Annotated in this window: 24 protein-coding genes and 1 riboswitch; of the genes, 13 read left to right on the forward strand and 11 right to left on the reverse strand. The window is 72.3% G+C overall.

Going from position 1 to position 24,156, the window contains the following annotated elements:
• Positions 1–127 precede the first annotated feature (127 nt).
• The 5 genes from AB0D46_RS25660 (at position 128) to AB0D46_RS25680 (ending at position 6,955) form a co-directional block, all read left to right on the forward strand.
• Positions 128–2,380: a carbon starvation CstA family protein gene (locus tag AB0D46_RS25660; protein ID WP_362880746.1), complete on the forward strand. Its 2,253-nt coding sequence runs from the start codon at positions 128–130 to the stop codon at positions 2,378–2,380.
• Between the two features lie 14 nt (positions 2,381–2,394).
• Entirely contained in the window at positions 2,395–2,592 is a 198-nt protein-coding gene (locus tag AB0D46_RS25665; protein ID WP_362880747.1) for a YbdD/YjiX family protein, read from the forward strand.
• A gap of 90 nt (positions 2,593–2,682) precedes the next feature.
• Positions 2,683–3,195 carry a GNAT family N-acetyltransferase gene (locus AB0D46_RS25670; RefSeq protein WP_362880705.1) on the forward strand — a complete coding sequence of 171 codons (513 nt, stop codon included), beginning with the start codon at positions 2,683–2,685 and terminating at the stop codon, positions 3,193–3,195.
• Between the two features lie 44 nt (positions 3,196–3,239).
• A riboswitch (cobalamin riboswitch) is annotated at positions 3,240–3,371 on the forward strand.
• A 162-nt stretch (positions 3,372–3,533) separates the two neighbouring features.
• Positions 3,534–5,939 carry a ribonucleoside-diphosphate reductase subunit alpha gene (locus AB0D46_RS25675; protein ID WP_362880706.1) on the forward strand — a complete coding sequence of 802 codons (2,406 nt, stop codon included), beginning with the start codon at positions 3,534–3,536 and terminating at the stop codon, positions 5,937–5,939.
• Positions 5,936–6,955: a ribonucleotide-diphosphate reductase subunit beta gene (locus AB0D46_RS25680; RefSeq protein ID WP_362880708.1), complete on the forward strand. Its 1,020-nt coding sequence runs from the start codon at positions 5,936–5,938 to the stop codon at positions 6,953–6,955. The genes AB0D46_RS25675 and AB0D46_RS25680 overlap by 4 nt, the downstream gene beginning before the upstream one ends.
• 96 nt (positions 6,956–7,051) lie before the next feature.
• Here the strand turns inward: AB0D46_RS25680 and AB0D46_RS25685 are convergent, their stop codons facing one another.
• The gene (locus AB0D46_RS25685; RefSeq protein WP_362880709.1) at positions 7,052–7,276 is read right to left on the reverse strand and encodes a hypothetical protein; all 225 of its coding nucleotides are present in this window, start codon (positions 7,274–7,276) and stop codon (positions 7,052–7,054) included.
• Positions 7,277–7,357: 81 nt separating this feature from the next.
• Between AB0D46_RS25685 and AB0D46_RS25690 the strand changes: the two genes are divergently transcribed.
• Entirely contained in the window at positions 7,358–8,326 is a 969-nt protein-coding gene (locus AB0D46_RS25690; protein ID WP_362880710.1) for a helix-turn-helix domain-containing protein, read from the forward strand.
• Positions 8,327–8,427: 101 nt separating this feature from the next.
• Here the strand turns inward: AB0D46_RS25690 and def are convergent, their stop codons facing one another.
• The 8 genes from def to AB0D46_RS25730 all read right to left on the reverse strand — a co-directional run bounded on the left by def (position 8,428) and on the right by AB0D46_RS25730 (position 16,163).
• The gene (gene def / locus AB0D46_RS25695) at positions 8,428–9,063 is read right to left on the reverse strand and encodes a peptide deformylase (protein WP_362880711.1); all 636 of its coding nucleotides are present in this window, start codon (positions 9,061–9,063) and stop codon (positions 8,428–8,430) included.
• Between the two features lie 68 nt (positions 9,064–9,131).
• Positions 9,132–10,127 (reverse strand): hypothetical protein, encoded by a 996-nt coding sequence (locus AB0D46_RS25700; protein WP_362880713.1) that lies wholly within the window; start codon positions 10,125–10,127, stop codon positions 9,132–9,134.
• 104 nt (positions 10,128–10,231) lie between these two features.
• Positions 10,232–11,536 carry an HD domain-containing protein gene (locus tag AB0D46_RS25705; RefSeq protein ID WP_362880714.1) on the reverse strand — a complete coding sequence of 435 codons (1,305 nt, stop codon included), beginning with the start codon at positions 11,534–11,536 and terminating at the stop codon, positions 10,232–10,234.
• Positions 11,533–13,053: an HD-GYP domain-containing protein gene (locus tag AB0D46_RS25710; RefSeq protein WP_362880716.1), complete on the reverse strand. Its 1,521-nt coding sequence runs from the start codon at positions 13,051–13,053 to the stop codon at positions 11,533–11,535. Before AB0D46_RS25710 ends, AB0D46_RS25705 begins: the two co-directional genes overlap by 4 nt.
• A gap of 218 nt (positions 13,054–13,271) precedes the next feature.
• Positions 13,272–13,574, reverse strand: a complete 303-nt coding sequence (rsrA, locus tag AB0D46_RS25715; RefSeq protein ID WP_136213975.1) for a mycothiol system anti-sigma-R factor — start codon at positions 13,572–13,574, stop codon at positions 13,272–13,274.
• Positions 13,571–14,215: a sigma-70 family RNA polymerase sigma factor gene (locus AB0D46_RS25720; protein ID WP_266576354.1), complete on the reverse strand. Its 645-nt coding sequence runs from the start codon at positions 14,213–14,215 to the stop codon at positions 13,571–13,573. Before AB0D46_RS25720 ends, rsrA begins: the two co-directional genes overlap by 4 nt.
• Positions 14,216–14,534: 319 nt before the next feature.
• Positions 14,535–15,203, reverse strand: a complete 669-nt coding sequence (locus AB0D46_RS25725; protein WP_362880717.1) for an alpha/beta family hydrolase — start codon at positions 15,201–15,203, stop codon at positions 14,535–14,537.
• 144 nt (positions 15,204–15,347) lie between these two features.
• A complete protein-coding gene (locus AB0D46_RS25730; RefSeq protein ID WP_362880719.1) occupies positions 15,348–16,163 on the reverse strand; it encodes an SOS response-associated peptidase in 816 nt (271 codons plus the stop codon).
• Positions 16,164–16,216: 53 nt separating this feature from the next.
• Between AB0D46_RS25730 and AB0D46_RS25735 the strand changes: the two genes are divergently transcribed.
• From AB0D46_RS25735 to AB0D46_RS25750, 4 genes are all read left to right on the forward strand, one after another.
• Entirely contained in the window at positions 16,217–16,930 is a 714-nt protein-coding gene (locus tag AB0D46_RS25735) for a M50 family metallopeptidase (RefSeq protein ID WP_362880720.1), read from the forward strand.
• A gap of 53 nt (positions 16,931–16,983) precedes the next feature.
• Positions 16,984–18,330, forward strand: coding sequence for a 3-phosphoshikimate 1-carboxyvinyltransferase (gene aroA / locus AB0D46_RS25740; RefSeq protein WP_362880722.1), 1,347 nt, complete (start codon positions 16,984–16,986; stop codon positions 18,328–18,330).
• Between the two features lie 8 nt (positions 18,331–18,338).
• Positions 18,339–19,349 (forward strand): ribosome small subunit-dependent GTPase A, encoded by a 1,011-nt coding sequence (gene rsgA, locus AB0D46_RS25745; protein WP_362880724.1) that lies wholly within the window; start codon positions 18,339–18,341, stop codon positions 19,347–19,349.
• A 115-nt stretch (positions 19,350–19,464) separates the two neighbouring features.
• Positions 19,465–19,788: a multidrug efflux SMR transporter gene (locus AB0D46_RS25750; RefSeq protein ID WP_030011402.1), complete on the forward strand. Its 324-nt coding sequence runs from the start codon at positions 19,465–19,467 to the stop codon at positions 19,786–19,788.
• On the opposite strand, the gene AB0D46_RS25755 is transcribed toward AB0D46_RS25750, so the two are convergent.
• A complete protein-coding gene (locus AB0D46_RS25755; RefSeq protein WP_362880725.1) occupies positions 19,754–20,404 on the reverse strand; it encodes a TetR/AcrR family transcriptional regulator in 651 nt (216 codons plus the stop codon). The two genes, AB0D46_RS25750 and AB0D46_RS25755, sit on opposite strands and share 35 nt — an antisense overlap.
• Before the next feature lie 125 nt (positions 20,405–20,529).
• On the opposite strand from AB0D46_RS25755, the gene hisN reads away from it, so the two are divergent.
• Positions 20,530–21,333, forward strand: coding sequence for a histidinol-phosphatase (gene hisN, locus AB0D46_RS25760; protein WP_362880727.1), 804 nt, complete (start codon positions 20,530–20,532; stop codon positions 21,331–21,333).
• Positions 21,334–21,562: 229 nt separating this feature from the next.
• Positions 21,563–21,955, forward strand: a complete 393-nt coding sequence (locus AB0D46_RS25765; RefSeq protein WP_362880728.1) for a CBS domain-containing protein — start codon at positions 21,563–21,565, stop codon at positions 21,953–21,955.
• 119 nt (positions 21,956–22,074) lie between these two features.
• Here the strand turns inward: AB0D46_RS25765 and AB0D46_RS25770 are convergent, their stop codons facing one another.
• The gene (locus AB0D46_RS25770) at positions 22,075–23,544 is read right to left on the reverse strand and encodes a catalase (protein WP_362880730.1); all 1,470 of its coding nucleotides are present in this window, start codon (positions 23,542–23,544) and stop codon (positions 22,075–22,077) included.
• Positions 23,545–23,674: 130 nt separating this feature from the next.
• Between AB0D46_RS25770 and AB0D46_RS25775 the strand changes: the two genes are divergently transcribed.
• Positions 23,675–24,094 carry a Fur family transcriptional regulator gene (locus tag AB0D46_RS25775; RefSeq protein WP_362880732.1) on the forward strand — a complete coding sequence of 140 codons (420 nt, stop codon included), beginning with the start codon at positions 23,675–23,677 and terminating at the stop codon, positions 24,092–24,094.
• Positions 24,095–24,156 lie beyond the last annotated feature (62 nt).

Here is a 24,156-nt window from a genome sequence, read left to right on the forward strand (position 1 = left end):
CCGGTTGACTCCCGTTCGATCCTCGGTGGACGCTCGTACCGCTATGCGGACGGGGGCTTACGTCCAGCGGTCAAGCCCCCGTAGATTCCCTGCGCTTCAGCAGATGATCGACGAGGGGACGAGGATCATGCCGGAACCGGACGCAACAGGAACAGACCGGACTCCACCACCGAGGGGTGCGGCGAGCCCGGGCGGCAGGCCCGACTCGCCCTCTCCGTCGGGCCGCCTCTCCCCTCAGCAGATCGCCGTGTGGGCGCTCGTGGCCCTGATCGGAGCCATCGGCTGGGGCGTGCTGGCCCTCTCGCGGGGCGAGGAGATCTCGGCCGCCTGGCTGCTCGCGGCCGCGCTGGGCTCGTACGCCATCGGCTACCGCTTCTACGCGCGCTTCATCTCGCGGCGCGTCCTGAGGGTCGACAAGACCCGGGCCACCCCCGCCGAACGCCTCGACAACGGTGTCGACTTCCATCCCACCGACCGTCGGGTGCTCTTCGGCCACCACTTCGCGGCCGTCGCCGGCGCGGGTCCGCTCGTCGGTCCCGTGCTCGCCGCGCAGATGGGCTACCTGCCGGGCACCATCTGGATCGTCGTCGGCGTCATCTTCGCCGGCGCCGTCCAGGACATGGTGACGCTGTTCTTCTCCACTCGCCGCGACGGCCGTTCGCTCGGCCAGATGGCCCGGGACGAGATAGGGCCGGTGGGCGGAGCCGCCGCCCTGGTCGCCGTGTTCGCCATCATGATCATCCTGCTGGCGGTGCTGGCCCTCGTCATCGTCAACGCCCTGGCGCACTCCCCCTGGGGCGTCTTCTCCATCGGCATGACCATCCCGATCGCCCTCTTCATGGGCGTGTACCTGCGCGTGCTGCGGCCGGGCCGGGTCACCGAGGTCTCCGCCATCGGCGTCGCGCTGCTGCTGCTCGCCATCGTCGCGGGCGGTTGGGTCGCCGAGTCCTCCTGGGCGGACACCTTCACCCTGGAGAAGGAGACGCTGGTCGTCTGGATGATCGCGTACGGCTTCGTCGCCTCGGTGCTGCCGGTGTGGTTGCTGCTCGCGCCCCGCGACTACCTGTCCACCTTCATGAAGGTCGGCACGATCGCGCTGATGGCGCTGGGCGTGGTCATCGCGATGCCGACGCTGCAGATGCCCTCGGTCACCGACTTCGCGGCACGGGGTGACGGACCGGTGTTCGCCGGCTCGATGTTCCCCTTCGTCTTCATCACCATCGCGTGCGGGGCCCTGTCCGGCTTCCACTCCCTGGTCGCCTCCGGCACCACCCCGAAGATGATCCAGAAGGAGACCCAGGTCCGGGTCATCGGCTACGGCGCCATGCTCACCGAGTCGTTCGTCGCCATCATGGCCGTCATCGCCGCCTGCATCATCGAGCCCGGCCTCTTCTTCGCCGTGAACTCGCCCCCCGGCGTCATCGGCACCACGGTCGAGACCGCCTCCGCGGCCGTCTCCAACTTCGGCTTCGCCATCAGCCCGGACGCCCTCGCGCAGGCCGCGAAGGACGTGGAGGAGAGCAGCCTGCTCTCCCGTACGGGTGGCGCGCCGACCTTCGCACTCGGAATGTCGGAGATCTTCTCGGCCGTCATAGGCGGCGCCGGCATGAAGGCGTTCTGGTACCACTTCGCCATCATGTTCGAGGCCCTGTTCATCCTGACCACGGTCGACGCGGGCACCCGCGTGGGCCGGTTCATGCTCCAGGACACCCTCGGCAACGTGAACAAGTCCTTCAAGGACGTCAGCTGGAAGCCGGGCGTGTGGCTCGCGAGCGCCGTCGTCGTCGGCGGCTGGGGCTACTTCCTGTGGGTCGGCGTCAAGGACCCGCTGGGCGGCATCAACCAGCTGTTCCCGCTGTTCGGCATCGCGAACCAGCTGCTCGCGGCGGTCGCGCTGGCCGTCTGCACGACCCTGCTGGTGAAGTCCGGGCGACTGAAGTGGGCCTGGGTCACCGGGGTCCCGCTGGCGTGGGACGTGGCCGTCACCCTCACCGCCAGCTACCAGAAGATCTTCTCCGAGGACGTCAAGGTCGGCTTCTTCGCCCAGCGCGACAAGTACCAGACGGGCATCGACGCCGACAAGGTGCTGCCGCCCGCCAAGACCATGGACGAGATGCACACCGTGGTCACCAACGCCACGGTCGACGGCGTCCTGTCGGTGCTGTTCGCGGTCCTCATCATCATCGTGCTGGTGGACGCGGGCCGGACCTGCTTCAGGGCGATCGCCCACCCCGAGTCGGTCCGCCTCTCCGAGGTCCCGTGGTCCGAGTCGAAGATCGTCGCCCCGGCCGGGCTCATCGCCACGGCCGAGGAGAAGGCCGAACTGGCGGCGGCCGGCCTCGACAGCGGCGGCGGCAAGGTCAAGGAGCCCGTCGCGTGAACACCGCGCGCGCGGTGGGCGGACTGCGGGAGGCGCTGGCGAAGGCCCGGTACTACGTACGGGAGTTCTCCGGCGAGGCGGCGTACGACCGCTACGTCGCCCACGCCCGGGCCCACGACCCGCAGGCCGGGGTCATGACCCGCCGCGCCTTCGAACGGGCCCGCACCGACGCCCGCGAGGCGGACCCCCGCGAGGGCTTCCGCTGCTGCTGAGCACCCCTGGGAAGGGCCCCGCCACCCCCGGCGGGCCCTTCCGCGTGAGCGGGTCGCCCGGGCCCCGCGTCCGTCCCGCACACTCGACGCATGGACATGACGATCAGGGCGGCGCTCCCCGCCGAGTACGAAGAGTTGGGCGACATCACCGCGCTGGCCTACCTCGGGGACGGTCTGCTCGACGGCAACCCCGACGGCTCCTACGAGCGCGCGCTGCGCGACGTCGCCGGCCGCGCCGGGGAGGGCGAGGTGCTCGTCGCCGTGCTCGACGGGCGCCTGCTGGGCGGTGTGACGTTCGCCCCGCCGGGCAGCCCGCTCGCCGACATAGCCGGCCCCGGCGAGGCCGAGTTCCGGATGCTCGCGGTGGCCGCCGCCGGTCGGGGCAAGGGCGCCGGCGAGGCCCTCGTACGGGCCTGCGCCGAGCGGGCCAGGTCCCTTCCCGGAGTGACCCGGCTGGTGCTGTCCACCCAGCCGCAGATGCCGGCCGCGCACCGGCTGTACGGCCGGCTGGGCTTCGTCCGCACCCCCACCCGGGACTGGTCCCCGATGCCCACGGTGCCGCTGATCACCTACGCCCTGGAGCTGTACGCACCCGAGCAGTAGCCACCCCGACACAACATGTGGGGGCTACCGCAACGGGCCGCCCCCACATGTATGCTCATGCCTGCTGTCGCCGCAGGGGAATCCGGTGCGAATCCGGAACTGTCCCGCAACGGTATGAAGTGCACCCATTGGTGCGTCCGCAAGTCCGAGGACCTGCCGACAGCGCGCCCGGCTCGACCGAACCGGGTGCCGACACGTCCGGGCCTCGCGGTTGGGCCGGTGGACGCCACGCGGTGCACGTACCGCCTGCCCTGTCCGGGCCGGTGCGTGGCCTTCCCGCGTGCGCCCGCTCTCCCCGCCCCGTCGAAGACCGGGCCGAGTGAGGGAGAGCTCCCCCCGTGACCATCGCGCCCGCCGCACCGCGCGCCGAGTCCGCCCAGTCCGCCAACGAGGCCGCGCTCGCGCCCGAGGGCCCGGGGACCGCACTGCTGCGCACCCTCACCGAACTCACCGCCGACCTGCCCGACACGGACCCCGGCCGGGTCGCCGCCGCCGCCCTGCGCGGCCGCAGCTCCGTCGCCGACGAGGCCGAACTGCGCGGGCTGGCCACCGAGGCCGCGGCCGGTCTGATCTCCGAGGACCCGGCGTACTCCCGCCTCGCCGCCCGGCTGTTGACCCTCGCCGTCGCCGACGAGGCCGCGGGCCAGGGCTCCTCCTCGTTCGCCGGGTCCGTCGCCGTCGGCCACCGCGAGGGCCTGATCGCCGACCGCACGGCCGCGTTCGTCGCGGCCCACGCCGCCCGGCTGAACTCGCTGGTCGAACACGCCCTCGCCGAAGGCGCCGACGACCGCTTCGGCTTCTTCGGCCTGCGCACCCTGCACAGCCGCTACCTGCTGCGCCACCCGATCACCCGCCAGGTCATCGAGACCCCGCAGTACTTCATGCTGCGCGTCGCCTGCGGCCTCGCCGCGGACGACAGCGTCCAGGCCGTCGAGGAAGTGGCCTCGCTCTACCGGCTGATGAGCCGCCTCGACTACCTGCCGTCCTCCCCCACGCTCTTCAACTCCGGCACCCGGCACCCGCAGATGTCCTCCTGCTACCTGCTGGACTCCCCGCTGGACGAGCTGGACTCGATCTACGACCGCTACCACCAGGTCGCCCGCCTGTCCAAGCACGCCGGCGGCATCGGCCTGTCGTACTCCCGCATCCGCGCCCGCGGTTCCCTGATCCGCGGCACCAACGGCCACTCCAACGGCATCGTCCCGTTCCTGAAGACCCTCGACGCCTCCGTCGCCGCGGTGAACCAGGGCGGCCGGCGCAAGGGCGCCGCCGCCGTCTACCTGGAGACCTGGCACGCGGACATCGAGGAGTTCCTGGAGCTGCGCGACAACACCGGTGAGGACCAGCGCCGCACGCACAACCTGAACCTCGCGCACTGGGTGCCGGACGAGTTCATGCGCCGGGTGAACTCCGACGGCCAGTGGTCGCTGTTCTCCCCCGCCGACGTCCCCGAACTCGTGGACCTGTGGGGCGACGCCTTCGACGCCGCCTACCGCAAGGCCGAGGCGGACGGCCTGGCCCGCAAGACCATGCCCGCCCGCGACCTGTACGGCCGGATGATGCGCACCCTCGCGCAGACCGGCCAGGGCTGGATGACCTTCAAGGACGCCTCCAACCGCACGGCGAACCAGACCGCCGAGCCGGGCTCGGTCGTCCACTCCTCGAACCTGTGCACCGAGATCATCGAGGTCACCGACGACAGCGAGACGGCCGTCTGCAACCTCGGCTCGATCAACATGGGCGCCTTCGTCGTGCGGGGGGCCGACGGCGGGGAGATCGACTGGGAGCGCCTGGACGAGACCGTCCGCACGGCCGTGACCTTCCTCGACCGCGTGGTGGACATCAACTTCTACCCGACCGAGCAGGCCGGGCGCTCCAACGCCCGCTGGCGTCCGGTGGGTCTGGGCGCGATGGGCCTCCAGGACGTCTTCTTCCAGCTGAAGCTGCCCTTCGACTCCCCCGAGGCGAAGGCGCTGTCCACGAAGCTCTCCGAGCGCATCATGCTCGCCGCGTACGAGGCCTCCTGCGACCTCGCCGAGCGCAGCGGCCCGCTCCCGGCCTGGGAGAAGACCCGTACCGCCCGCGGTGTCCTGCACCCGGACCACTACGACGTCGAGCTGAACTGGCCCGAGCGCTGGGACGCCCTGCGCGCCCGCGTCGCGAAGACCGGCATGCGCAACTCGCTGCTCCTGGCCATCGCGCCCACGGCGACGATCGCCTCGATCGCGGGCGTGTACGAATGCATCGAGCCGCAGGTCTCCAACCTGTTCAAGCGCGAGACCCTCAGCGGTGAGTTCCTCCAGGTCAACGCGTACCTGGTGAGCGAGCTGAAGCGGCTCGGCGTGTGGGACGCGCAGACCCGCGAGGCGCTGCGCGAGTCCAGCGGCTCCGTGCAGGGCTTCGGCTGGATCCCGGCCGAGGTGCGCGAGCTGTACCGGACCGCGTGGGAGATCCCGCAGCGCGGGCTGATCGACATGGCGGCCGCCCGTACGCCGTTCCTCGACCAGTCCCAGTCGCTGAACCTGTTCCTGGAGACGCCGACCATCGGCAAGCTCAGCTCGATGTACTCGTACGCCTGGAAGCAGGGCCTGAAGACCACGTACTACCTGCGCTCGCGCCCGGCGACGAAGATCGCCCGCGCCGCGCAGGCCGCCGCCCCCGCGGCGCTCCCGCAGGCCGTGACCGACGCGGAGGCGCTGGCCTGCTCCCTTGAGAACCCCGAATCGTGCGAGGCCTGCCAGTGAGCACCACCGACAAGAAGAAGAACCTGCTGGACCCGGGCTTCGAGCTGACGCTCCGCCCGATGCGCTACCCGGACTTCTACGAGCGCTACCGGGACGCGATCAAGAACACCTGGACCGTCGAGGAGGTCGACCTCCACTCGGACGTCGCGGACCTCGCGAAGCTGACGCCCGGTGAGCAGCACATGATCGGCCGGCTGGTCGCGTTCTTCGCGACGGGCGACTCGATCGTCTCGAACAACCTCGTGCTGACGCTGTACAAGCACATCAACTCCCCGGAGGCGCGGCTGTACCTGTCGCGCCAGCTGTTCGAGGAGGCCGTGCACGTCCAGTTCTACCTGACGCTGCTCGACACCTACCTGCCCGACCCGGACGACCGCGCCGCCGCGTTCGACGCGGTCGAGGAGATCCCCTCGATCCGCGAGAAGGCGCAGTTCTGCTTCAAGTGGATCAACGAGGTCGAGAAGCTGGACCAGTTGGAGACGCGGGCCGACCGCCGTCGTTTCCTGCTGAACCTGATCTGCTTCGCGGCGTGCATCGAGGGCCTGTTCTTCTACGGCGCCTTCGCGTACGTGTACTGGTTCCGTTCGCGGGGCCTGCTGCACGGTCTGGCGACGGGCACCAACTGGGTGTTCCGCGACGAGACGATGCACATGAACTTCGCCTTCGAGGTCGTGGACACCGTCCGCAAGGAGGAGCCGGAGCTCTTCGACGACGCCCTCCAGCAGCAGGTCACCGACATGCTGAAGGAGGCCGTGGAGGCGGAGCTGCAGTTCGGTCGTGACCTGTGCGGCGACGGTCTGCCGGGCATGAACACCGAGTCGATGCGCGAGTACCTGGAGTGCGTCGCGGACCAGCGTCTGGTGCGCCTCGGGTTCCCCGCGGTGTACGGCTCGCAGAACCCGTTCTCGTTCATGGAGCTCCAGGGCGTCCAGGAGCTGACGAACTTCTTCGAGCGCCGCCCGTCGGCCTACCAGGTCGCGGTCGAGGGCACGGTCGACCTGGACGAGGACTTCTAGTACGGCCGCGCACCCCCGCTGTGACGGGAGCCGGGACGCGAGGCGATCGCGTCCCGGCTCCTTCGCGTTCCGGGGGGGGGAGGGCGTCGGCGGCGCTCAGTGGGCGAGGCGCCCCCGGCGCCGGACGAGGGGCCGTCGGCCGGGCCGGACCGGGGCCGGTGTCCGTCCGCCCGCCTTCTGGCGCGGCAGCCACACGACCCGGTGCTCCACGGCCCGCAGCTGCTGGTCGACGCGCCGCTCGCGCAGAAGCCCGTACAGGCTGGGGGCGAGGAGCAGGGCGGCGACGGCGAGGACGGCGAGGTAGCTCAGGAACGTGTTCATGTCTCCACTGTCACCCCGTCGACGGAACCCGGCCAGTGGCAGGACTGTCATCGAAGAGCGAATTACTGCCACACTGGGGCCATGCTGAGGAATGTGGCGGTGGCGCTCGTCGACGAGGTGGCGCCCTTCGAGTTCGGGATCTTCTGCGAGGTCTTCGGGATCGACCGGAGCGAGCAGGGAATGCCGGTGTACGACTTCGCCGTGTGCGCAGCCGAGGAGGGCCCGCTGACCATGGCGGACGTGGGTTTCGCCATCGCGCCGCGGTACGGGTTGGAGCGGCTGGAGGAGGCCGACCTGATCTGCCTGCCCGCCGACCGGAAGGCGGCCGTACGGGAGTACCCCGAGCCCTTCCTCGACGCCCTGCGACGGGCCGTGGACCGGGGGGCGCGGGTGCTCAGCGTGTGCAGCGGGGCCTTCGTCCTGGGGGCGGCCGGGCTGCTGGACGGGCGCCGCTGCACCACGCACTGGATGCACGCCCCCGCGCTGACGCGCCGCTTCCCGCGCGCCCTGGTCGACCCGGACGTGCTCTACGTCGACGAGGGGCCGGTGATCACGGCCGCCGGTACCGCTTCGGGCATCGACGCCTGTCTGCACGTGCTGCGCCAGGAGCACGGCGCCGAGGTCGCCAACACGATCGCGCGGCGGATGGTCGTACCGCCGCACCGCGACGGCGGTCAGGCGCAGTTCATCCGGAGACCGCTGCCCCGCACCTCCTGCGACACGGTCGGCGAGGTGCTCGGCTGGATGGCCCGCCACCTCGCGGAGGAGATCACCGTCGAGCAGCTCGCGGAGCGCGCGCACATGTCCCCGCGCACCTTCGCCCGCCGCTTCCAGCAGGAGACGGGCACCACCCCGTACCAGTGGGTGCTGCGCCAGCGGGTGCTGCTCGCGCAGGAGCTGCTGGAGTCCTCCGACGAGACCGTCGACGCGATCGCCGGCCGCAGCGGCTTCGGCAACGCGGCCGCCCTGCGCCACCACTTCCTGCGCACCCTCGGCACCACCCCGAACGCCTTCCGCCGCGCCTTCCGGGGGCCGCGCGCGGTGGCCTGAGCGACGGCGGCCCGACCGGCGGTGCCGGGCGCGGCCGTCCCACGACGAGGGCCCCGCGCCGGCATCCGGTGCGGGGCCCTCACGGCCGAACGGGGCGCGGATCAGTCGTTCGGGACGACCTCGTAGCGCGGGGTGTTCTCCGCCATCTGGCGCAGGGCGTCCTTGCGGTCGCGCTTGGAGAGCCGGTCGATGTACAGGTACCCGTACAGGTGGTCGGTCTCGTGCTGGAGGCAGCGGGCGAAGTAGCCGGTACCACGGACCTTGATCGGGTTGCCCCGCGCGTCCTGGCCGGTCACCTCGGCGTAGTCCGGGCGGGCCAGCGCGGCGTAGGCGGTCGGGACGGACAGGCAGCCCTCGTTCGAGTCGTCCAGCACGCGGCCCGCGGCCGGCAGCTCGACGAGCTTCGGGTTGACGACGACACCGGTGTGGCGCTTGCCGTCGTCGTCCGGGCAGTCGTAGATGAAGACCTTCGCGTCCACGCCGATCTGGTTCGCGGCCAGGCCCACGCCCTCGGCGGTCTTCTGGCTGGCGAACATGTCGTCGATGAGCTGCGCCAGTTCCTCGCCGAACTCGGTGACGTCCTTGCACTCCCGGTGCAGCACCGGGTTGCCGACCACCGTGATCGGGCGGGACGTGCCCCGCTCGCGGTGGGCGAGCTCGCGCGCCTCACAGTCCTCGGTGTCCACGACCCAGCCCTCGTCGTCGACCGGGACCACCTGGTTCTCCTGCTGCGCCATGTCCGCCGTACGCCTTCCGTAGATTCGCCCGAGCCACCGATGTGACCGGTACAGCCTACGGCCCGCACTCAGCAGACTTCTTCGAGATCCCGCCACTCCCGGCTGTCCGGACTGTCGGCCACCCAGCCGTCCAGGAGCCCGCGCACCAGGCCGGCCGGCGCGGCGATGCCGCATTCGCGCTCGGGCACCCACAGCGGACCGGAGCCCGCCGTGCGGTGGCCCAGCGGGCCGGGGTGACCGGGCTCGCTGTGGTCGTGCGGGTCCAGGTGGTCGCCGGCGGCCTCGCCGCTCGGCATCGCGCTCTCCGAACACGTCCGGCACAGCAGCCGCACCGACGAGGACCAGTCCTCGGCGGCGAAGCCCGCGTCCGAGGCCAGCTGCTCCAACGCGTTGCGGTCGGCCTCGGTGGCCGCTTCGAGCAGCACCACCCAGGTCGGCACCGGCGAGGGCGCCCACAGCTCGATCTCGTCGAAGACGGGGTACGAGGGTCCGGCCGCGGTGACCCGCTCGCCGTGCGGGACCCCGTCGTGCAGGACGACCTCGCCCCAGCGCCGCCCCGAGGAGGGCAGCGGGATCGAGAGGACCTCCATCCGGGCCGGATCGAGCCTGCGGCCCCACACGACCTCGGCCTCGCCCTCGGGCGACAGCCGCACCGCGGCGCTGCCCAGCTCCATGCCGACGGGCTCGCCGGTCCCCGCGCTGCTGTGCGGGTCCCCGGGCACCTTCAGCCCGTACGCCTGCCAGGCCCGGCGGGCCAGCGGCCAGTCCTGGAGCGCGGTCGCGGCGATGCCGACGTTCCACCAGTCCGGGGCGCCCGCCTCACGGTCCAGGAGCGCCACCGCCCGCAGCCCCGCGGCCCGTGCCTGCTCCCAGTCGTGGCGGAACTTGTGCAGCAGGGCCAGGTTGAACCAGGACTCCGACAACCAGGGCTCCAGGTCCGCCGCTCTGGTCAGGAGCGCGCCCGCGTCCTCGTACCGCCCGTCACCGATCAGCGTGAACGCGCGGTCGGTGGCTTGCCGCCACGAGGCGGAGGGCCGATGCCGTACCTTCCCGAAGATCCTCACGATTCCCGCCTGCCGGTCCAACGGTGCAGCCTTGCGGACACCCTCACGGACACTCCTACTGCATCCAACCATGCCCGCTCGGACGCCCGCTCATTACCCATGGGTTACCCCGGTGGAACGGAAACGACTCGGCTCCGCCCGCCCCTGGCCAGAACCCGGGCCAAGGACTCCACGACTCCGGGCTCGTACTCGTGCCCGGTGCCCAGCCGCAGCCGCTCCAGGGCCGCGAGGGAGCCGCCCGGGTGACGGGCCCCGCCGGCGAGGTCGTCGTACGCGTTCACCGCGCGCACGATGCGGGCGGCGACGGGCTGGTCCCGGTACGGGTCCGCCTGCCGCTCCACGATCACCGCCACCTCGGCGGGGACCCCCGTGCGACGGGCCACCTCGCCACCGAGTTCGGCGATCCGGCGGGCCTCGGCGGCGGGCAGCTCGGCGGTGGCGCCCGAGGGCACGGGGTCGACGAGGGACAGCTGACCGATGTCGTGCATCAGGGCGGCGTACTCCAGCACGGTCAGCTCCCGCTCCGAGAGGCCGAGCTCCCGGCCGACCGAGCGGCTCAGCGCGGCCACCCGGCGCGCGTGGCCGGGCGGGGTGTACCCGGCGATCTCGGTGGCCCGGGCCAGCGAGGTGATCGTCTGCCGGTAGGTGGTGCGGACGGCCGTGATCCGGTGGAAGGACATTTGGGTGAGCAGCAGCGGCACGCTGAACACGGGCAGCGCCCACAGGCCCGCCACGGCCGCGCCGAGGGCCATCACCACCCCGGACGCGCAGATCGCCGAGCCGATGCCGAGCTGGGCGCGCAGCTCGTCGCGCAGCACCGGTCCGTACGGCCAGCCGGTGCGGGCGGCCGCCAGGGCGGCGGCGAGCACGGCGTCGCACAGCGCGGTGAGGCCGAGCAGGAACAACAGGAATGCGACGAGGTACGGGCCCTGCCCGATCCACTCCTCCAGTCGCCCGGAGTTGTAGAGCGGCTGGAAGCAGACGGCGGCGAAGGCGACGGTGAGCACCCGGCGGGCCACGTGGTCCAGGGCCGGCCCGCGACCGCGGGCGACGTGCGGAACGATCCCCACGAGGGCCGCCGCGACGACGACGGTGACGGTCTGGAGGGCCCCGTGGTGGGTGGAGTGGCCGCCGTTCTGGCCGAGCAGGGCGTAGGCGAGCGCGCCGGCGGAGCCCAACGGCGCCGGGTGCCGGTCGCGCGCCGGCGGCGGCCCGGCCGGTTCACCGCCCCCGCCGGCGCGCGGGGCGGGGCCGGGGTGCCGGCGGGCCAGCTCGCCGACCGTGATGAGGACGGCGAAGGCGAGGGCGACGCCGGGGTCGGCGACGCCGCTCCACAGGGTGTGGGCGAGTCCGGCCAGCGCCACCAGGGCGGCGGCCGCGCGGATCACCCGTACGCCGGCGGCCCTCACCGCACGCCCCGACCGCCGGCGCCGTCGCCGGGCCCGGCCGCCCCGGGCCGTGCCCCCCGCGCCCCGGAATCCCCGGCGCCGGTCCCGACGTCCGGCCGCGGCGGGCCGCCCTCGCGGCCCTGCGGCGGCAGCCCGGGGGCAGCGGCGGGGCCGATGACCTGGAGGTCGTCGTCGGAGGTGACCACCGGATGCCAGCCGTGCCGGCCGATGGCGCCCACCAGGGCCTCGACCATCGCCGGGTCGAACTGGGAGCCCGCGCACCGCTCCAGCTCGGCCAGGGCGACCGGCACCGGGCGGGCCCGGCTGTAGGAACGGGTCGAGGTCATCGCGTCGAAGGAGTCGGCTACCGCCACCACCCGGGCCAGCACCGGGATCTGTTCCCCGTTCAGCCCGTACGGGTAGCCCGTGCCGTCGACCCGTTCGTGGTGGTGCAGGATCGCCGACCGGGCCTCCCCCAGGAAGGCGATGCCGCGCACCATCTCGTGCCCGTACTCCGGGTGCAGCTCGATGACGCGGCGCTCCTCGGGGGTCAGCGGTCCGTCCTTGCGCAGCAATCGGGTGGGGACGCCGAGCTTGCCGACGTCGTGCAGGATCCCGGCGATGCGGACGGTCTCCAGCCGGTCCCCGGCCATGCCCAGCTCCCGGGCGATCATCGCGGAGGCCTGCCCGACCCGCTCGCTGTGACCGCGGGTGTAGCGGTCCTTGATGTCGACGGCCTGGACGAGGGCCCGGATCGTGGCCTGGTGGGCGGCGTGCTCGCGGTGGTACTGGGCGAAGACCCAGCAGGAGATGTACATCGGCAGCAGGACGAGCAGCGCGGCCGGGAGCCCGTACGGGCTGTGCCACATGACGGCCATCATCAGTCCGGCGAGGCCGTGGACGCAGTGCGGCAGGAGGGAGCGGGTGAGCAGGCCGCGCCAGGCGGCGCCGACGGGGCGGCGCTCGGCGGCGGCGAGGACGATCCCGTCGAGGGCGGTCAGGACGAGGCAGAAGGCGACGGCGGCGGCCGTCGCGGGGAGCATCGCGTACGGGAAGTCGGCCGGCCACCCGGCCGGGTCGCCGGCGCCTCCGGCGCCGCTCGGGGATCCGGAGCCCCCGCCGCCCGAGCCGGCCGCGGCCCCCAGCGCCCGGCGGCCGCCGAGGAGTCCGAAGAGCCGGCCGGCGACCCAGGCGGCCAGCGCCTGCTGGGCGGCGTGCCACACCCGCCGCACCCCGACGGGCCGCTCGACCACCAGCTGCGCGAGTCCCCCGGGCACGGCCACGAGCGCGGCGGCGGCGGGCGGCAGCAGGAACACCGCGGCCAGCACGACGGGGAAGAAGGAGCCGATGCCCTCGGGGACCCGGTGTCCCGGCAGGGGGCAGATCCGGACGAGTTCGCAGCCGAGGTAGAGCGCGGCCGCCGGCGCGACCACGTCCCACGGCGTGGCGGCGTCCGTCACGGCCGGGGCGACGCAGGCGAGGGCGGCGAGGACCGCGGACAGGACGCAGACGCGGGCGGCCGGCGGTAGTACCCGCATGGCGCTCTCCTCCCCCGTGACGCACAGGCCGGGTACCGGAATCACATCGGTACCGGGAGGGGAGAATAGGGCGGCCTCCGAACGGAGCGTGGCCCCTTTGCGCTTTGCGCCGTGCGAACGCCCCCGGATTAGCACCTTCGGGTGAACGAAGTGCCCTTCCGGGGGCGGTTGTTGAAGCATCGACCAATTCAGCCGCCGGCGTTCGGGCCGGCGGTTCTTCAGCCGGGGGCGGGCCCCGCGGTGACGTCGTGATCGGGGACGGCCTGGCCCGAGCGGATCAGCTCGATCCGACCCATCACCTTGGACCGCAGATCGGACGGCACGTCGTCCGAACCGCAGCAGCGCTTCACCAGCTTCTTGACGGCCTGTTCCAGGCCGTACTTCTCCAAGCAGGGATTGCACTCGCCGAAGTGCGTCTCGAACTTCGTGCAGTCACTGTCCGGCATCTCGTGGTCCAGGAACTCATAGAGATGGTCCAGGACCTCCGCGCACTCCGTCTCGTGCGGCTCTCCGCAGCTCATGAGCCCGAGCCTTTCAGGTCGTTCGACTCTCCCGCGCCGGCGGGAACCAGCCCGCGCTCACGGGCATAGTCCTCCAGCATTCCGCGGAGTTGACGGCGGCCACGGTGCAGTCGCGACATGACCGTACCGATGGGTGTACCCATGATGTCCGCGATCTCCTTGTACGCAAAGCCTTCTACGTCGGCAAGATAGACCGCGATGCGGAACTCCTCCGGAATGGCCTGGAGCGCTTCCTTCACATCGGAATCGGGCAGGTGATCGAGCGCCTGCGATTCCGCCGAACGCAATCCGGTCGACATGTGCGACTCGGCGCGCGCCAGCTGCCAGTCCTCGATCTCCTCCGCCGCACTGCGCTGCGGTTCGCGCTGCTTCTTGCGGTAGGAGTTGATGAACGTGTTGGTCAGAATGCGGTACAGCCACGCCTTGAGGTTGGTGCCCTCGCGGAACTGGTGGAAGGACGCGTACGCCTTCGCGTACGTCTCCTGGACCAGGTCCTCGGCGTCGGCCGGATTGCGCGTCATGCGCAGCGCGGCGGAGTACATCTGGTCGAGGTAGCCGAGGGCGTCCCGCTCGAAGCGCGCATTGCGCTCCGGAGTAGTCTCCTGCGCCTGGCCTTCGTCGGTCCCAGCGACAGGACCCACCTCCTCCGACAGCGTGGCGGCTCCGAAAGCGGATCCGCTCGAATCGGAGAATAGTCGACCATCCCGGCCCTCCGCCGCCCGAAGCGAACTGCGCTTGGGGCCGGGCAGAACGGTCCAGTCCAGGTCAGCGGCCTGCGGACGGTTCTGGCTGATGACCTGGGCCATGCGGTCCCTCTCCTCCGACGTGTTTCCCGTGTGTACCGACACTCCCCACAACAGGCCCCCGGGGCCCCGCATTCCCGGGCCCCGTACGCCTTTTCCGGCCCTTTCGGTGCGCGGGCGGAAGCGGGTGAGCGGGATCACCCCCACATGTGTCAGGTCATGGCCGCGCACTGAGCCGGCCGAGCCACGCGGCCACCGCCGCGGTGATCACGGCGAGGGTCTCCTCCGGCGTCGGTCCGGCCTTCTTCGGCACCGCGAAACCGTGGTCGCCGTACGGCACCCCGACCAGTTCGTACGGGTCCTGCCCGGCCGGCTCCGGGAACTCCTCGGGCCTCCCGAACGGGTCCCGGCCGCCCTGCACCACCAGGACGGGCCGGTCGGCGCCCAGCAGCTCCGCGGCCCGGGACTTCTCGGGCCGGCCCGGCGGGTGCAGCGGGAAGGCCAGGGCGAGCACCCCGGCCGCGTCCAGCTCGGCGGCGGTCCGGCAGGCCACCCGGGCTCCGGCGCTGCGCCCGCCCGCCACCACCGGCAGCCCGGGCCGGGCCAGGGCGGGCCACAGGCCCCGCCAGCCCTCGTCCAGCACCTTGGGGGCGGCGGCGACCTTCTTCCCGGCGACCCGCCAGGGCTGCTCCACCAGGGCGACGCTCACCCCCAGCGGCGGCAGGGCCGCGGCCAGGGCCTGGAGGTCGCGGGCCTCGATCCCGCCCCCGGCCCCGTGGCTCACGGCGAGGACGAGCCGCGCCCCGCGGGCGGGGTGCCAGGTGATGCGGGCCTCGCCCGCCGGGGTGTCGACGCTCTCGGTGGTCACGGCGCGCTGCGATGTCATGGGGCCGATCATGCCGGGTCGCGGCCGTCGAGCCGGGCCGGGCGGGGCCGGGCCGCGTCGGGGCGGAGCCGGAGCCCGAGCCGGCGTCGGAGCCGGAGCCGGAGCCGGAGTCGGAGCCGGTCGGTCCCGCCCGCTCCCGCCGGGTCAGAAGAGCGTGCCCTCCTCCGGCGCCGCGAGCTCGCCCCGCAGTTCCGGCCCGTTGTTGCGGACGTTGCTGACGGCGGTGGACACCGGGTAGGCCCGCATCAGCCCGCCCGGTGGCGGCGTCAGCAGGTCCCGCAGCTCGGCCTCGTCGCCGCGGGCCGGGTCCAGCCAGGCGTCCCAGCGGTCCGGGGTGAGCATCAGCGGCATCCGCGGGTGGATGTCGGACAGCGACTTCGGCCCCTCGGCCGGCGCCACGCCCAGCGGGCCCGTCTCGGCCTCCGCGGTGATCACCGAGCAGGTCACCCACCAGGCCAGGGGGTGCTCGTCGGGCAGGGTCCGGTCGCGCCAGAAGTCGTAGAGGCCGGCCATCGCGAAGACCGAGCCGTCGGTGGGGAGCACGAAGTACGGCTGCTTGCGCGCCCGCTTCTTCCTACCCTCCACCTCCAGCTGCCGTTCGTCGTGGGCGGTGACCCACTCGTAGTAGCCGTCGGCGGGGACGATGCAGCGGCGCTGCGCGAAGGGGCGGCGGAAGGACGGCTTCTCGTGCAGGGTCTCCGACCGCGCGTTGATCATCCGGGCGGCGCCCTCGGGGCTCTTGGCCCAGGACGGCACGAGCCCCCACTTCAGGCTCCGCAGCTGGCGAACCGGACGCGGATCCGCCGCGTCCTTGAGGGGACGGTCGAGGACGACGTGGACCTCCTTGGTCGGAGCCACGTTCCAGTCGGGTGCCAACGTCTCGCTCGGCTCCCACCGCTCGACGCCGAATATCCCCGCCAACTCCTCGGGCGTACGACTCGCCGCAAACCTTCCGCACATGGCTGACACACTGCCATGGCACCCGCCCACCACCGCAAGGAGTTCGCCACTTCATGGACAGCACCACGACAGCCGGCATCTGGGACCGCCTCACCGGGATACAGACGGAGCCGGATTGGCGGCTGGTGGTCGCCGCGGGCCTGGTCGCGCTGGCCGTGGTCGCCGTCCGGCCGGTGTGGCGGGTCGCCCGCAACGCGGTCACCATCGCGCACGAGGGCGGCCACGGCCTGATCGCCCTGCTGTCCGGACGTCGGCTCGACGGGATCACCCTGCACTCCGACACCAGCGGGGTCACCGTCAGCCGCGGCAAGCCCTACGGACTCGGCATGATCCTGACGGCCGCCGCCGGGTACACGGCGTCGTCCCTGCTGGGCCTCGGCGGGGCCGTGCTGCTCTCGGCGCACCGGATCACGCTGCTGCTGTGGCTGGCCACCGCCCTGCTGGTCGTGATGCTGATCATGATCCGCAACGCGTACGGGGTGCTGACGGTGGTGCTGACCGGCGCCGTCTTCGTCCTGGTGTCCTGGTTCGCGCCGTCCGAGGTGCAGGCGGTGTTCGCGTACGCGGTGGTGTGGTTCCTGCTGCTGGGTGGCGTCCGACCGGTCTTCGAGCTCCAGGCCAAGCGCCGGCACGGCGGGGCCCCCGACTCCGACGCCGACCAGCTGGGGCGGCTCACCCACGTGCACCCCGTCGTGTGGCTGCTGTTCTTCCACGTCGTCGCGCTGTCCTCGCTCGTCGGGGGCGGAACCCGACTTCTCGGCCTCTGAGACGGCGCAGCGATCAAGATCCGGGGTCCGGGGAAGCCACTAAAGTGGAGGCCATGACCGAGACCCCCTCGCTCCACGCCCTCTGGCCCGCCCCCCTAGCGGACGGGGCCGTCCACGCCACCGTCACCGTGCCGGGTTCCAAATCGGTCACCAACCGCGCGCTCGTGCTCGCCTCCCTCGCCGCCGAACCCGGCTGGGTCCGCCGTCCGCTGCGCTCGCGCGACTCCCGGCTGATGTCGGACGCGCTGCGCGCGCTCGGCGTCGGCATCGAGGAGACCGTCGCCTCCAGCTCCGCCGACGGGGACAGCGGCGAGGCCTGGCGGATCATCCCCGCCGGCCTGCACGGCCCGGCCACCGTCGACGTCGGCAACGCGGGCACGGTCATGCGCTTCCTGCCGCCCGTCGCCACCCTGGCCACCGGCGACATCCGCTTCGACGGCGACCCGCGGTCCTACGAGCGTCCCCTCGGCGAGGTCATCAACGCCCTGCGCGCCCTCGGCGCCCGGATCGACGACGACGGCCGGGGCGCGCTGCCCATGACCGTCCAGGGCGGTGGGGCCCTGGAGGGCGGCACGGTCGAGATCGACGCCTCCAACTCCTCCCAGTTCGTCTCCGCGCTGCTGCTCTCCGCCCCGCGCTTCAACCAGGGCGTCGAGGTCCGGCACACCGGCTCGACGCTGCCGTCGATGCCGCACATCCGGATGACGGTGGAGATGCTGCGCGCGGCCGGCGCCCAGGTCGACACCCCTGAGGCCGGGGGCGAGAAGAACGTGTGGCGGGTCACGCCCGGCGCGCTGCTCGGCCGCGACATGGTCGTCGAGCCGGACCTGTCCAACGCCCAGCCGTTCATGGCGGCGGCGCTGATCACGGGCGGTACGGTCACCATCCCGGACTGGCCGCGCCGCACCACCCAGCCCGGTGACGCGCTGCGCCGGATCTTCACCGAGATGGGCGGCTCCTGCGAGCTGACCGACGCGGGCCTGGTCTTCACCGGCTCCGGCAGGATCCACGGCATCGACGTCGACCTCGGCGAGGTCGGCGAGCTGACCCCCGGCATCGCGGCGGTCGCCGCGCTGGCCGACTCGGAGTCGATCCTGCGCGGCGTCCAGCACCTGCGGCTGCACGAGACGGACCGCCTGGCCGCCCTGACGGCGGAGATCAACGGGCTCGGCGGCGACGTCACCGAGACCGCCGACGGCCTGCACATCCGGCCCCGCCCGCTGCACGGCGGCGTCTTCCACACCTATGACGACCACCGCATGGCCACCGCGGGCGCGGTGATCGGCCTCGCGGTGAAGGGCGTGGAGATCGAGAACGTGGCGACGACCGCGAAGACCCTCCCGGACTTCCCGGCGATGTGGGCGGACATGCTCGGCGAAGCGCCGGGAGCGGGAGCGTAGGGCCCGTCATGCGCAGGTACGGCAAGCACACCGACGAGGACGACATCCGCCAGCGCCCGAACCCCAAGGGCAACCGGCCGCGGACGAACATCCGGCCCAAGCACGAGGACGCCTCGGAGGGCTTCGTCCTGACCGTCGACCGCGGCAGGCTGACCTGTCTGGTCGAGGACCGGACCGTTCACGCCATGAAGTCGCGCGAGCTCGGCCGCAAGGCCGCGGTGGTGGGTGACCGGGTCTGGATCGTCGGCGACCTGACCGGCAACAAGGACACCCTGGCCCGGATCGTGCGGATCGAGGAGCGCAAGTCGGTCCTGCGGCGCACCGCGGACGACGACGACCCGTACGAACGGGTGGTCGTCGCCAACGCCGACCAGCTGGCCATCGTCACGGCCCTGGCCGATCCGGAGCCCCGACCCCGGATGATCGACCGCTGCCTGGTGGCCGCGTACGACGCGGGGCTGGAGCCGCTGCTCGTCCTCACCAAGTCCGACCTGACCTCCGCCGACAAGATCCTGGAGATCTACTCGACCTTCGGCCTGAACTACGTCGTCACCAACCGCGAGGAGCTGGCGACGGGCGACGCGGCCGAGCGGGTGCGCGAGCGGCTGAACGGCCGGATCACCGCCTTCGTCGGGCATTCGGGCGTCGGCAAGACCACGCTGGTCAACTCGCTGGTGGCCGAGGGCCGCCAGCGCGCCACCGGCCACGTCAACGCGGTCACCGGCCGCGGCCGGCACACCACGACCTCCGCGCTGGCCCTGCCGCTGCCCTCCGGCGACGGCTGGGTCATCGACACCCCCGGCGTGCGCTCCTTCGGCCTGCACCACGTGGACCCCTCCCGGGTGATCCTGGCCTTCCCGGACCTGGTGCCGGGGACGGAGGAGTGCCCGCGGGCGTGCAGCCACGACGAGCAGGACTGCGCGCTCGACGCCTGGGTGGAGAAGGGCCACGCCGACCCGGCGCGGCTGTACTCGCTGCGCCGCCTGTTGCAGACGCGGGAGCGGCGCGAGGGCGACTGACCGCGGCCGCGGGGCCGTGCGGCGGGGCGGGCCCGGGTTTACCCGAGGTCACATCGGGATAAATGCTCATCGCACCAAGTGACACGACGTCACCTGACGCGGGGAGGCACAAGCCATGGCGTGGCTGTTGGTCGTGGTCGCCGGACTCCTGGAGACCGGTTTCGCGGTCTGCCTCAAGCTGTCCCACGGGTTCACCCGCCTGTGGCCCACCGTCGCGTTCGCGTGCTTCGCGCTCGGCAGCTTCGGACTGTTGACGCTCGCGCTCAAGAAGCTGGACGTGGGGCCGGCGTACGCGGTGTGGACGGGGATCGGCGCGGCCGGTACCGCGATCTACGGCATGGTCTTCCTGGGCGACCTGGTCTCCACCCTGAAGCTCGTCTCGATCTCGCTGGTCATCCTGGGCGTCATCGGACTCCAGCTGTCCGGTTCGGCCCACTGAGGGCGGCCCCTCCGACCGCCGCTCCTCCGACCGCCGCCCCGGCGGGCCCCGCCCCCGTGAGCCGCAGCAGCCGGCCGGGGCCGGCGTCGTCCGCGCCGGGCGCGAGGACGTAGGAGAGCGCGAGCCGTACGACGAGCTCGCAGCGTTGCGCCGGTTCCGGCGCGAGCGCGGTCGCGGCCCGCTCGCTGACGGCGCGGACCAGCTCCGCGGGGCCGGGCGCCGCCTGCCCCGGCCGTAACCCCATCGTGGGCGGCGAGGGCAACGCCCCGTCCCAGCACCCGGTCAGCAGGGCCCGTACGAGGGGTTGCGCCCGGGCCTCCCGTACGGTCCACTCGGCGACGGCGGCGAGCCGTTCGGCGGCGCAGGCCGACCCCCGGGCTGTCCCGGGGATCAGGGCCTCGGGGCGCAGGGCCCGGTCCACGCCGTCGAGGTACCGGTCGGCGGCGCGGCGCACCAGCGCCCGGCCGAGGCCGGCTTTCCCGCCGAACTCGTTGTAGAGGGTCTGCCGGGACACCCCGGCGACGGCCGCCACCTCGGTCATCCGCACGGCGGGCCAGGGCTGGGCGGACAGGGCGGCTTCCGCCGCTCGCAGCAAGGACTCGCGCGCCGCAGGCATCGCCCGCTCCCCCCGATAGGCTTCCCCGCCAGAGTTGACGGAGCGACAGGTTCTGTCAAGGGCGCCTCCCGGCCGCACCGTGGGACCCGTTCGCCGGTCCGCGGGAGTGTCGATACTGTTCGGACATGCCCGAGTATGACGATGACCTGCGCCTTGCCCTTGAGCTCGCCGACGCCGCCGACGTCGCCACGATGCGGCGCTTCCGCGCCCTCGATCTGGCGGTCGAGACGAAGCCCGACATGACCCCGGTGAGCGAGGCGGACACCGCCACCGAGGAGATCGTCCGGGCCGGCATCCTGGCCGCGCGGCCCTCCGACGCGATCCTGGGCGAGGAGTACGGCCTCAAGGGCGAGGGCCCGCGCCGCTGGGTCGTCGACCCGATCGACGGTACGAAGAACTACGTGCGCGGGGTCCCCGTGTGGGCGACGCTGATCTCCCTCATGACCGAGGACGCCGACGGGGTGTTCCGGCCGGTCGTCGGCGTGGTCTCCGCCCCCGCGCTGGGCCGCCGCTGGTGGGCCGCCCAGGGCTCGGGGGCCTTCACGGGCGGCGCCCTCGGCGACACCACGCCCCTGGGGGTGTCGAAGGTGGCGACCCTGGGCGACGCCTCGTTCGCGTACTCCTCGCTGGGCGGCTGGGAGGAGCAGGGCCGGCTCCCCGGCTTCCTGGACCTGACCCGCGCGTGCTGGCGCACCCGCGGCTACGGCGACTTCTGGCCGTACATGATGGTCGCCGAGGGTTCGCTGGACCTGTGCGCCGAACCCGAGCTGAGCCTGTGGGACATGGCCGCGCTGGCGGTCGTGGTCCAGGAGGCGGGCGGCCGCTTCACCGACCTGGACGGGACGGACGGGGTGCACGGCGGGAACGCCGCCGCCTCCAACGGCCTGCTGCACGAGGAGATGCTGGACCTGCTCCGGCCGCGCGCCTGACCCGCGGCGCCCGGCACCCCCACCCCGAACGCGCGGCGCCGAACGCGCGGCGCCGGACCGACCGCGCCGCGCGCCGGTGAGTACGCCGGGCACGCCCCCTTGTTGAGCCTCCGGCCTCGTGGGAATCTGAGGATCCCCCCGCTTGTGCGCTTGTGAAGCATTTCTCGAAGGAGTGCCGCGCCGACGCACCCACCCAAGCGGGGGCTCACCCCAGGAGGTGGCTCTCTCCATGCTCGTCCGTGACGCCATGAGCACCGTGATCCTCACCCTCGGACCCGCGCACACCCTGCGTCAGGCGGCCTGCCTGATGTCCGGCCGGCGCGTCGGCGCGGCCGTCGTCCTCGATCCCGACCACAGCGGCATAGGCATCCTGACCGAGCGCGACATCCTCAACTCCCTCGGCGCGGGGCACGATCCCGATCGCGAGTCCGTGGGCGCCCACACCACCAACAACGTGGTCTTCTGCACCCCGGACGCCACCTTGCGGGAAGCCGCAGAGGCCATGGTCCACGGCGGCTTCCGTCATCTGATCGTGCTGGAGGACGGCGGCCCGGTGGGCATCGTGTCCGTCCGCGACGTCGTCCGCTGTTGGGCGCCGGCGCGTCCTACGGTCCCCGCCTAGCCCCCGCCCGCCCGAGCACCGGTACGCGCGGCCCCGTGCCCGCACCCGAAAACGGCCGCCGGGCCGGAGCCCCCGACTGGGGGTTCCGGCCCGGCGGCCTGCTACGGCGAGCGGACCGATCAGCCGCGAAGGGCCTGGACCGCGGCTTCCAGCCGCTTGCCGAAGTCACCGTCCGCCTGGCGGAAGTTGTTGATGGCCCGCTCGGCGATGTCGTCGCGCGAGACCTTGGCGATGAAGCCGGAGAGGTTCTCGATCAGACGGGTCTTCTCGTCCTCCGAGTACAGGCGGTAGAGGTTGCCCGCCTGGACGAAGTCGTCGTCCTCGGAGTGCGAGGGGGTGGCGTGGTTGCCCGTGCCGCCCGTGACCGGGGTGGACTGCCACAGCGGCCGGTCCGTCTGGAAGGGCCCGCCGAAGCTGTTGGGCTCGTAGTTCTTGCCACCCTTGTGGCGGCCGTCGTACAGGGCGCCGTCCCGGGAGTTGGTGCGCGCCTCGGTGGCGTGCGGACGGTTCACCGGCAGGTGGTCGGCGTTGATGCCGACGCGGTAGCGGTGGGCGTCGCCGTACGCGAAGAGACGGCCCTGGAGCATCTTGTCCGGGGAGGGACCGATGCCGGGGACGAAGTGCGCCGGGCTGAAGATCGACTGCTCGACCTCGGCGAAGACGTTCTCCGGGTTGCGGTTGAGCTCCAGCTTGCCGATCTCGATCGGCGGGTAGTCCTCGTGCGGCCACACCTTGGTGAGGTCGAACGGGTTGAAGCGGTACTCGGCCGCCTCGGCCGCCGGCATGATCTGGACCTGGACGGTCCAGGACGGGAAGTCGCCGCGCTCGATCGACTGGCGCAGGTCGCGCTGGTGGGAGTCCGGGTCGTCACCGGCGAGGGCGTTGGCCTCGGCCTGGGTGAGGTTCTTGATCCCCTGGTCGGTCTTGAAGTGGTACTTGACCCAGAAGACCTCGCCGGCCTCGTTGTTCCACTGGAACGTGTGCGAGCCGTAGCCGTTCATGTGGCGGTAGGACGCCGGGATGCCGCGGTCACCGAACAGCCAGGTCACCTGGTGCGTCGACTCGGGCGACAGGCCCCAGAAGTCCCAGACGTTGTCCGGCTCCTGCGAGCCCGTGTACGGGTCGCGCTTCTGGGTGTGGATGAAGTCGGGGAACTTGATGGCGTCCCGGATGAAGAAGACCGGGGTGTTGTTGCCGACGAGGTCGTAGTTGCCCTCTTCGGTGTAGAACTTCAGCGCCCAGCCGCGGGGGTCACGACGGGCGTCGGCGCCGCCGAGGCTGTCCGCGACGGTGGAGAACCGCAGGAAGGTCTCCGTCTCCTTGCCGACCTCGGAGAGGAACTTCGCCCGGGTCCACCGGGAGACGTCACGGGTGAGGGTGAACGTGCCGTAGGCGCCGGCGCCGCGGGCGTGCACCACGCGCTCCGGGATGCGCTCGCGGTTGAAGTGGGCGAGCTTCTCCAGGAGGAGCTGGTCCTGGACGAGAACCGGTCCGCCGATGCCGGCGGTCTCACTGTTCTGGTTGTCGGCGACCGGAGCCCCGGCCTCCGTGGTGAGCGGTCCCTGCGTCACGTGCGCCTCCTGCGTCATCACTGCTGTCCTGTCCTTGGTGCTTGCCGTAACCGATCCTACAATGGACATTGTCTAAGTCAAGCAAGAATCCAATTCCGCACCGGTTCGGGATCTACACCGAATCGCCCTCGCTGTTAGGCTGGCGCCCATGAGTGACCGCTTGCTGGAACGACTTCGCGGACGCGGCTGGCGCATGACGGCACAGCGGCGCGTCGTCGCCGAAGTGCTCGATGGCGACCACGTCCACCTGACGGCGGACGAGGTGCACGCGCGCGCCGTGACGAAACTGCCCGAGATCTCTCGAGCCACGGTCTACAACACCTTGGGCGAGCTCGTGAGCCTCGGCGAGGTCCTGGAAGTCTCGACGGACCGGCGCGCCAAGCGGTACGACCCGAACGCCCATCGGCCCCACCAGCACCTGGTCTGCGGCCAGTGCGGCGCCATCCGCGACGTGCACCCGGCGGGCGACCCGCTGGCCGACCTGCCGGACGGCGAGCGCTTCGGCTTCGTGGTCTCGGCGGTCGAGGTGACGTACCGCGGGGTGTGCCCGAACTGCGCGGGCGCGTAGCCGCACGCACACGAAAGCATCAGCACGAAAGGCGGCGCCGGTCGGGACGTACGCGTCCCGAC

Origin of the sequence: Streptomyces sp. NPDC048383 (assembly GCF_040651775.1) — a bacterium.
Taxonomy (GTDB): Bacteria; Actinomycetota; Actinomycetes; order Streptomycetales; family Streptomycetaceae; genus Streptomyces.

What these genes read in the sequence shown, in the direction of transcription:
- AB0D46_RS25750 (WP_030011402.1), top strand. Translation starts at nt 19,465, where the DNA reads ATGGCGTGGCTGTTGGTCGTGGTCGCCGGACTCCTGGAGACCGGTTTC.
- AB0D46_RS25770 (WP_362880730.1), bottom strand. Translation starts at nt 23,544, where the DNA reads ATGACGCAGGAGGCGCACGTGACGCAGGGACCGCTCACCACGGAGGCC.
- rsrA (WP_136213975.1), bottom strand. Translation starts at nt 13,574, where the DNA reads ATGAGCTGCGGAGAGCCGCACGAGACGGAGTGCGCGGAGGTCCTGGAC.
- AB0D46_RS25730 (WP_362880719.1), bottom strand. Translation starts at nt 16,163, where the DNA reads ATGTGCGGAAGGTTTGCGGCGAGTCGTACGCCCGAGGAGTTGGCGGGG.
- AB0D46_RS25725 (WP_362880717.1), bottom strand. Translation starts at nt 15,203, where the DNA reads ATGACATCGCAGCGCGCCGTGACCACCGAGAGCGTCGACACCCCGGCG.
- AB0D46_RS25685 (WP_362880709.1), bottom strand. Translation starts at nt 7,276, where the DNA reads ATGAACACGTTCCTGAGCTACCTCGCCGTCCTCGCCGTCGCCGCCCTG.
- AB0D46_RS25735 (WP_362880720.1), top strand. Translation starts at nt 16,217, where the DNA reads ATGGACAGCACCACGACAGCCGGCATCTGGGACCGCCTCACCGGGATA.
- rsgA (WP_362880724.1), top strand. Translation starts at nt 18,339, where the DNA reads ATGCGCAGGTACGGCAAGCACACCGACGAGGACGACATCCGCCAGCGC.
- AB0D46_RS25670 (WP_362880705.1), top strand. Translation starts at nt 2,683, where the DNA reads ATGGACATGACGATCAGGGCGGCGCTCCCCGCCGAGTACGAAGAGTTG.
- def (WP_362880711.1), bottom strand. Translation starts at nt 9,063, where the DNA reads ATGGCGCAGCAGGAGAACCAGGTGGTCCCGGTCGACGACGAGGGCTGG.
- AB0D46_RS25755 (WP_362880725.1), bottom strand. Translation starts at nt 20,404, where the DNA reads ATGCCTGCGGCGCGCGAGTCCTTGCTGCGAGCGGCGGAAGCCGCCCTG.
- aroA (WP_362880722.1), top strand. Translation starts at nt 16,984, where the DNA reads ATGACCGAGACCCCCTCGCTCCACGCCCTCTGGCCCGCCCCCCTAGCG.
- AB0D46_RS25765 (WP_362880728.1), top strand. Translation starts at nt 21,563, where the DNA reads ATGCTCGTCCGTGACGCCATGAGCACCGTGATCCTCACCCTCGGACCC.
- AB0D46_RS25710 (WP_362880716.1), bottom strand. Translation starts at nt 13,053, where the DNA reads ATGCGGGTACTACCGCCGGCCGCCCGCGTCTGCGTCCTGTCCGCGGTC.
- hisN (WP_362880727.1), top strand. Translation starts at nt 20,530, where the DNA reads ATGCCCGAGTATGACGATGACCTGCGCCTTGCCCTTGAGCTCGCCGAC.
- AB0D46_RS25775 (WP_362880732.1), top strand. Translation starts at nt 23,675, where the DNA reads ATGAGTGACCGCTTGCTGGAACGACTTCGCGGACGCGGCTGGCGCATG.
- AB0D46_RS25660 (WP_362880746.1), top strand. Translation starts at nt 128, where the DNA reads ATGCCGGAACCGGACGCAACAGGAACAGACCGGACTCCACCACCGAGG.
- AB0D46_RS25690 (WP_362880710.1), top strand. Translation starts at nt 7,358, where the DNA reads ATGCTGAGGAATGTGGCGGTGGCGCTCGTCGACGAGGTGGCGCCCTTC.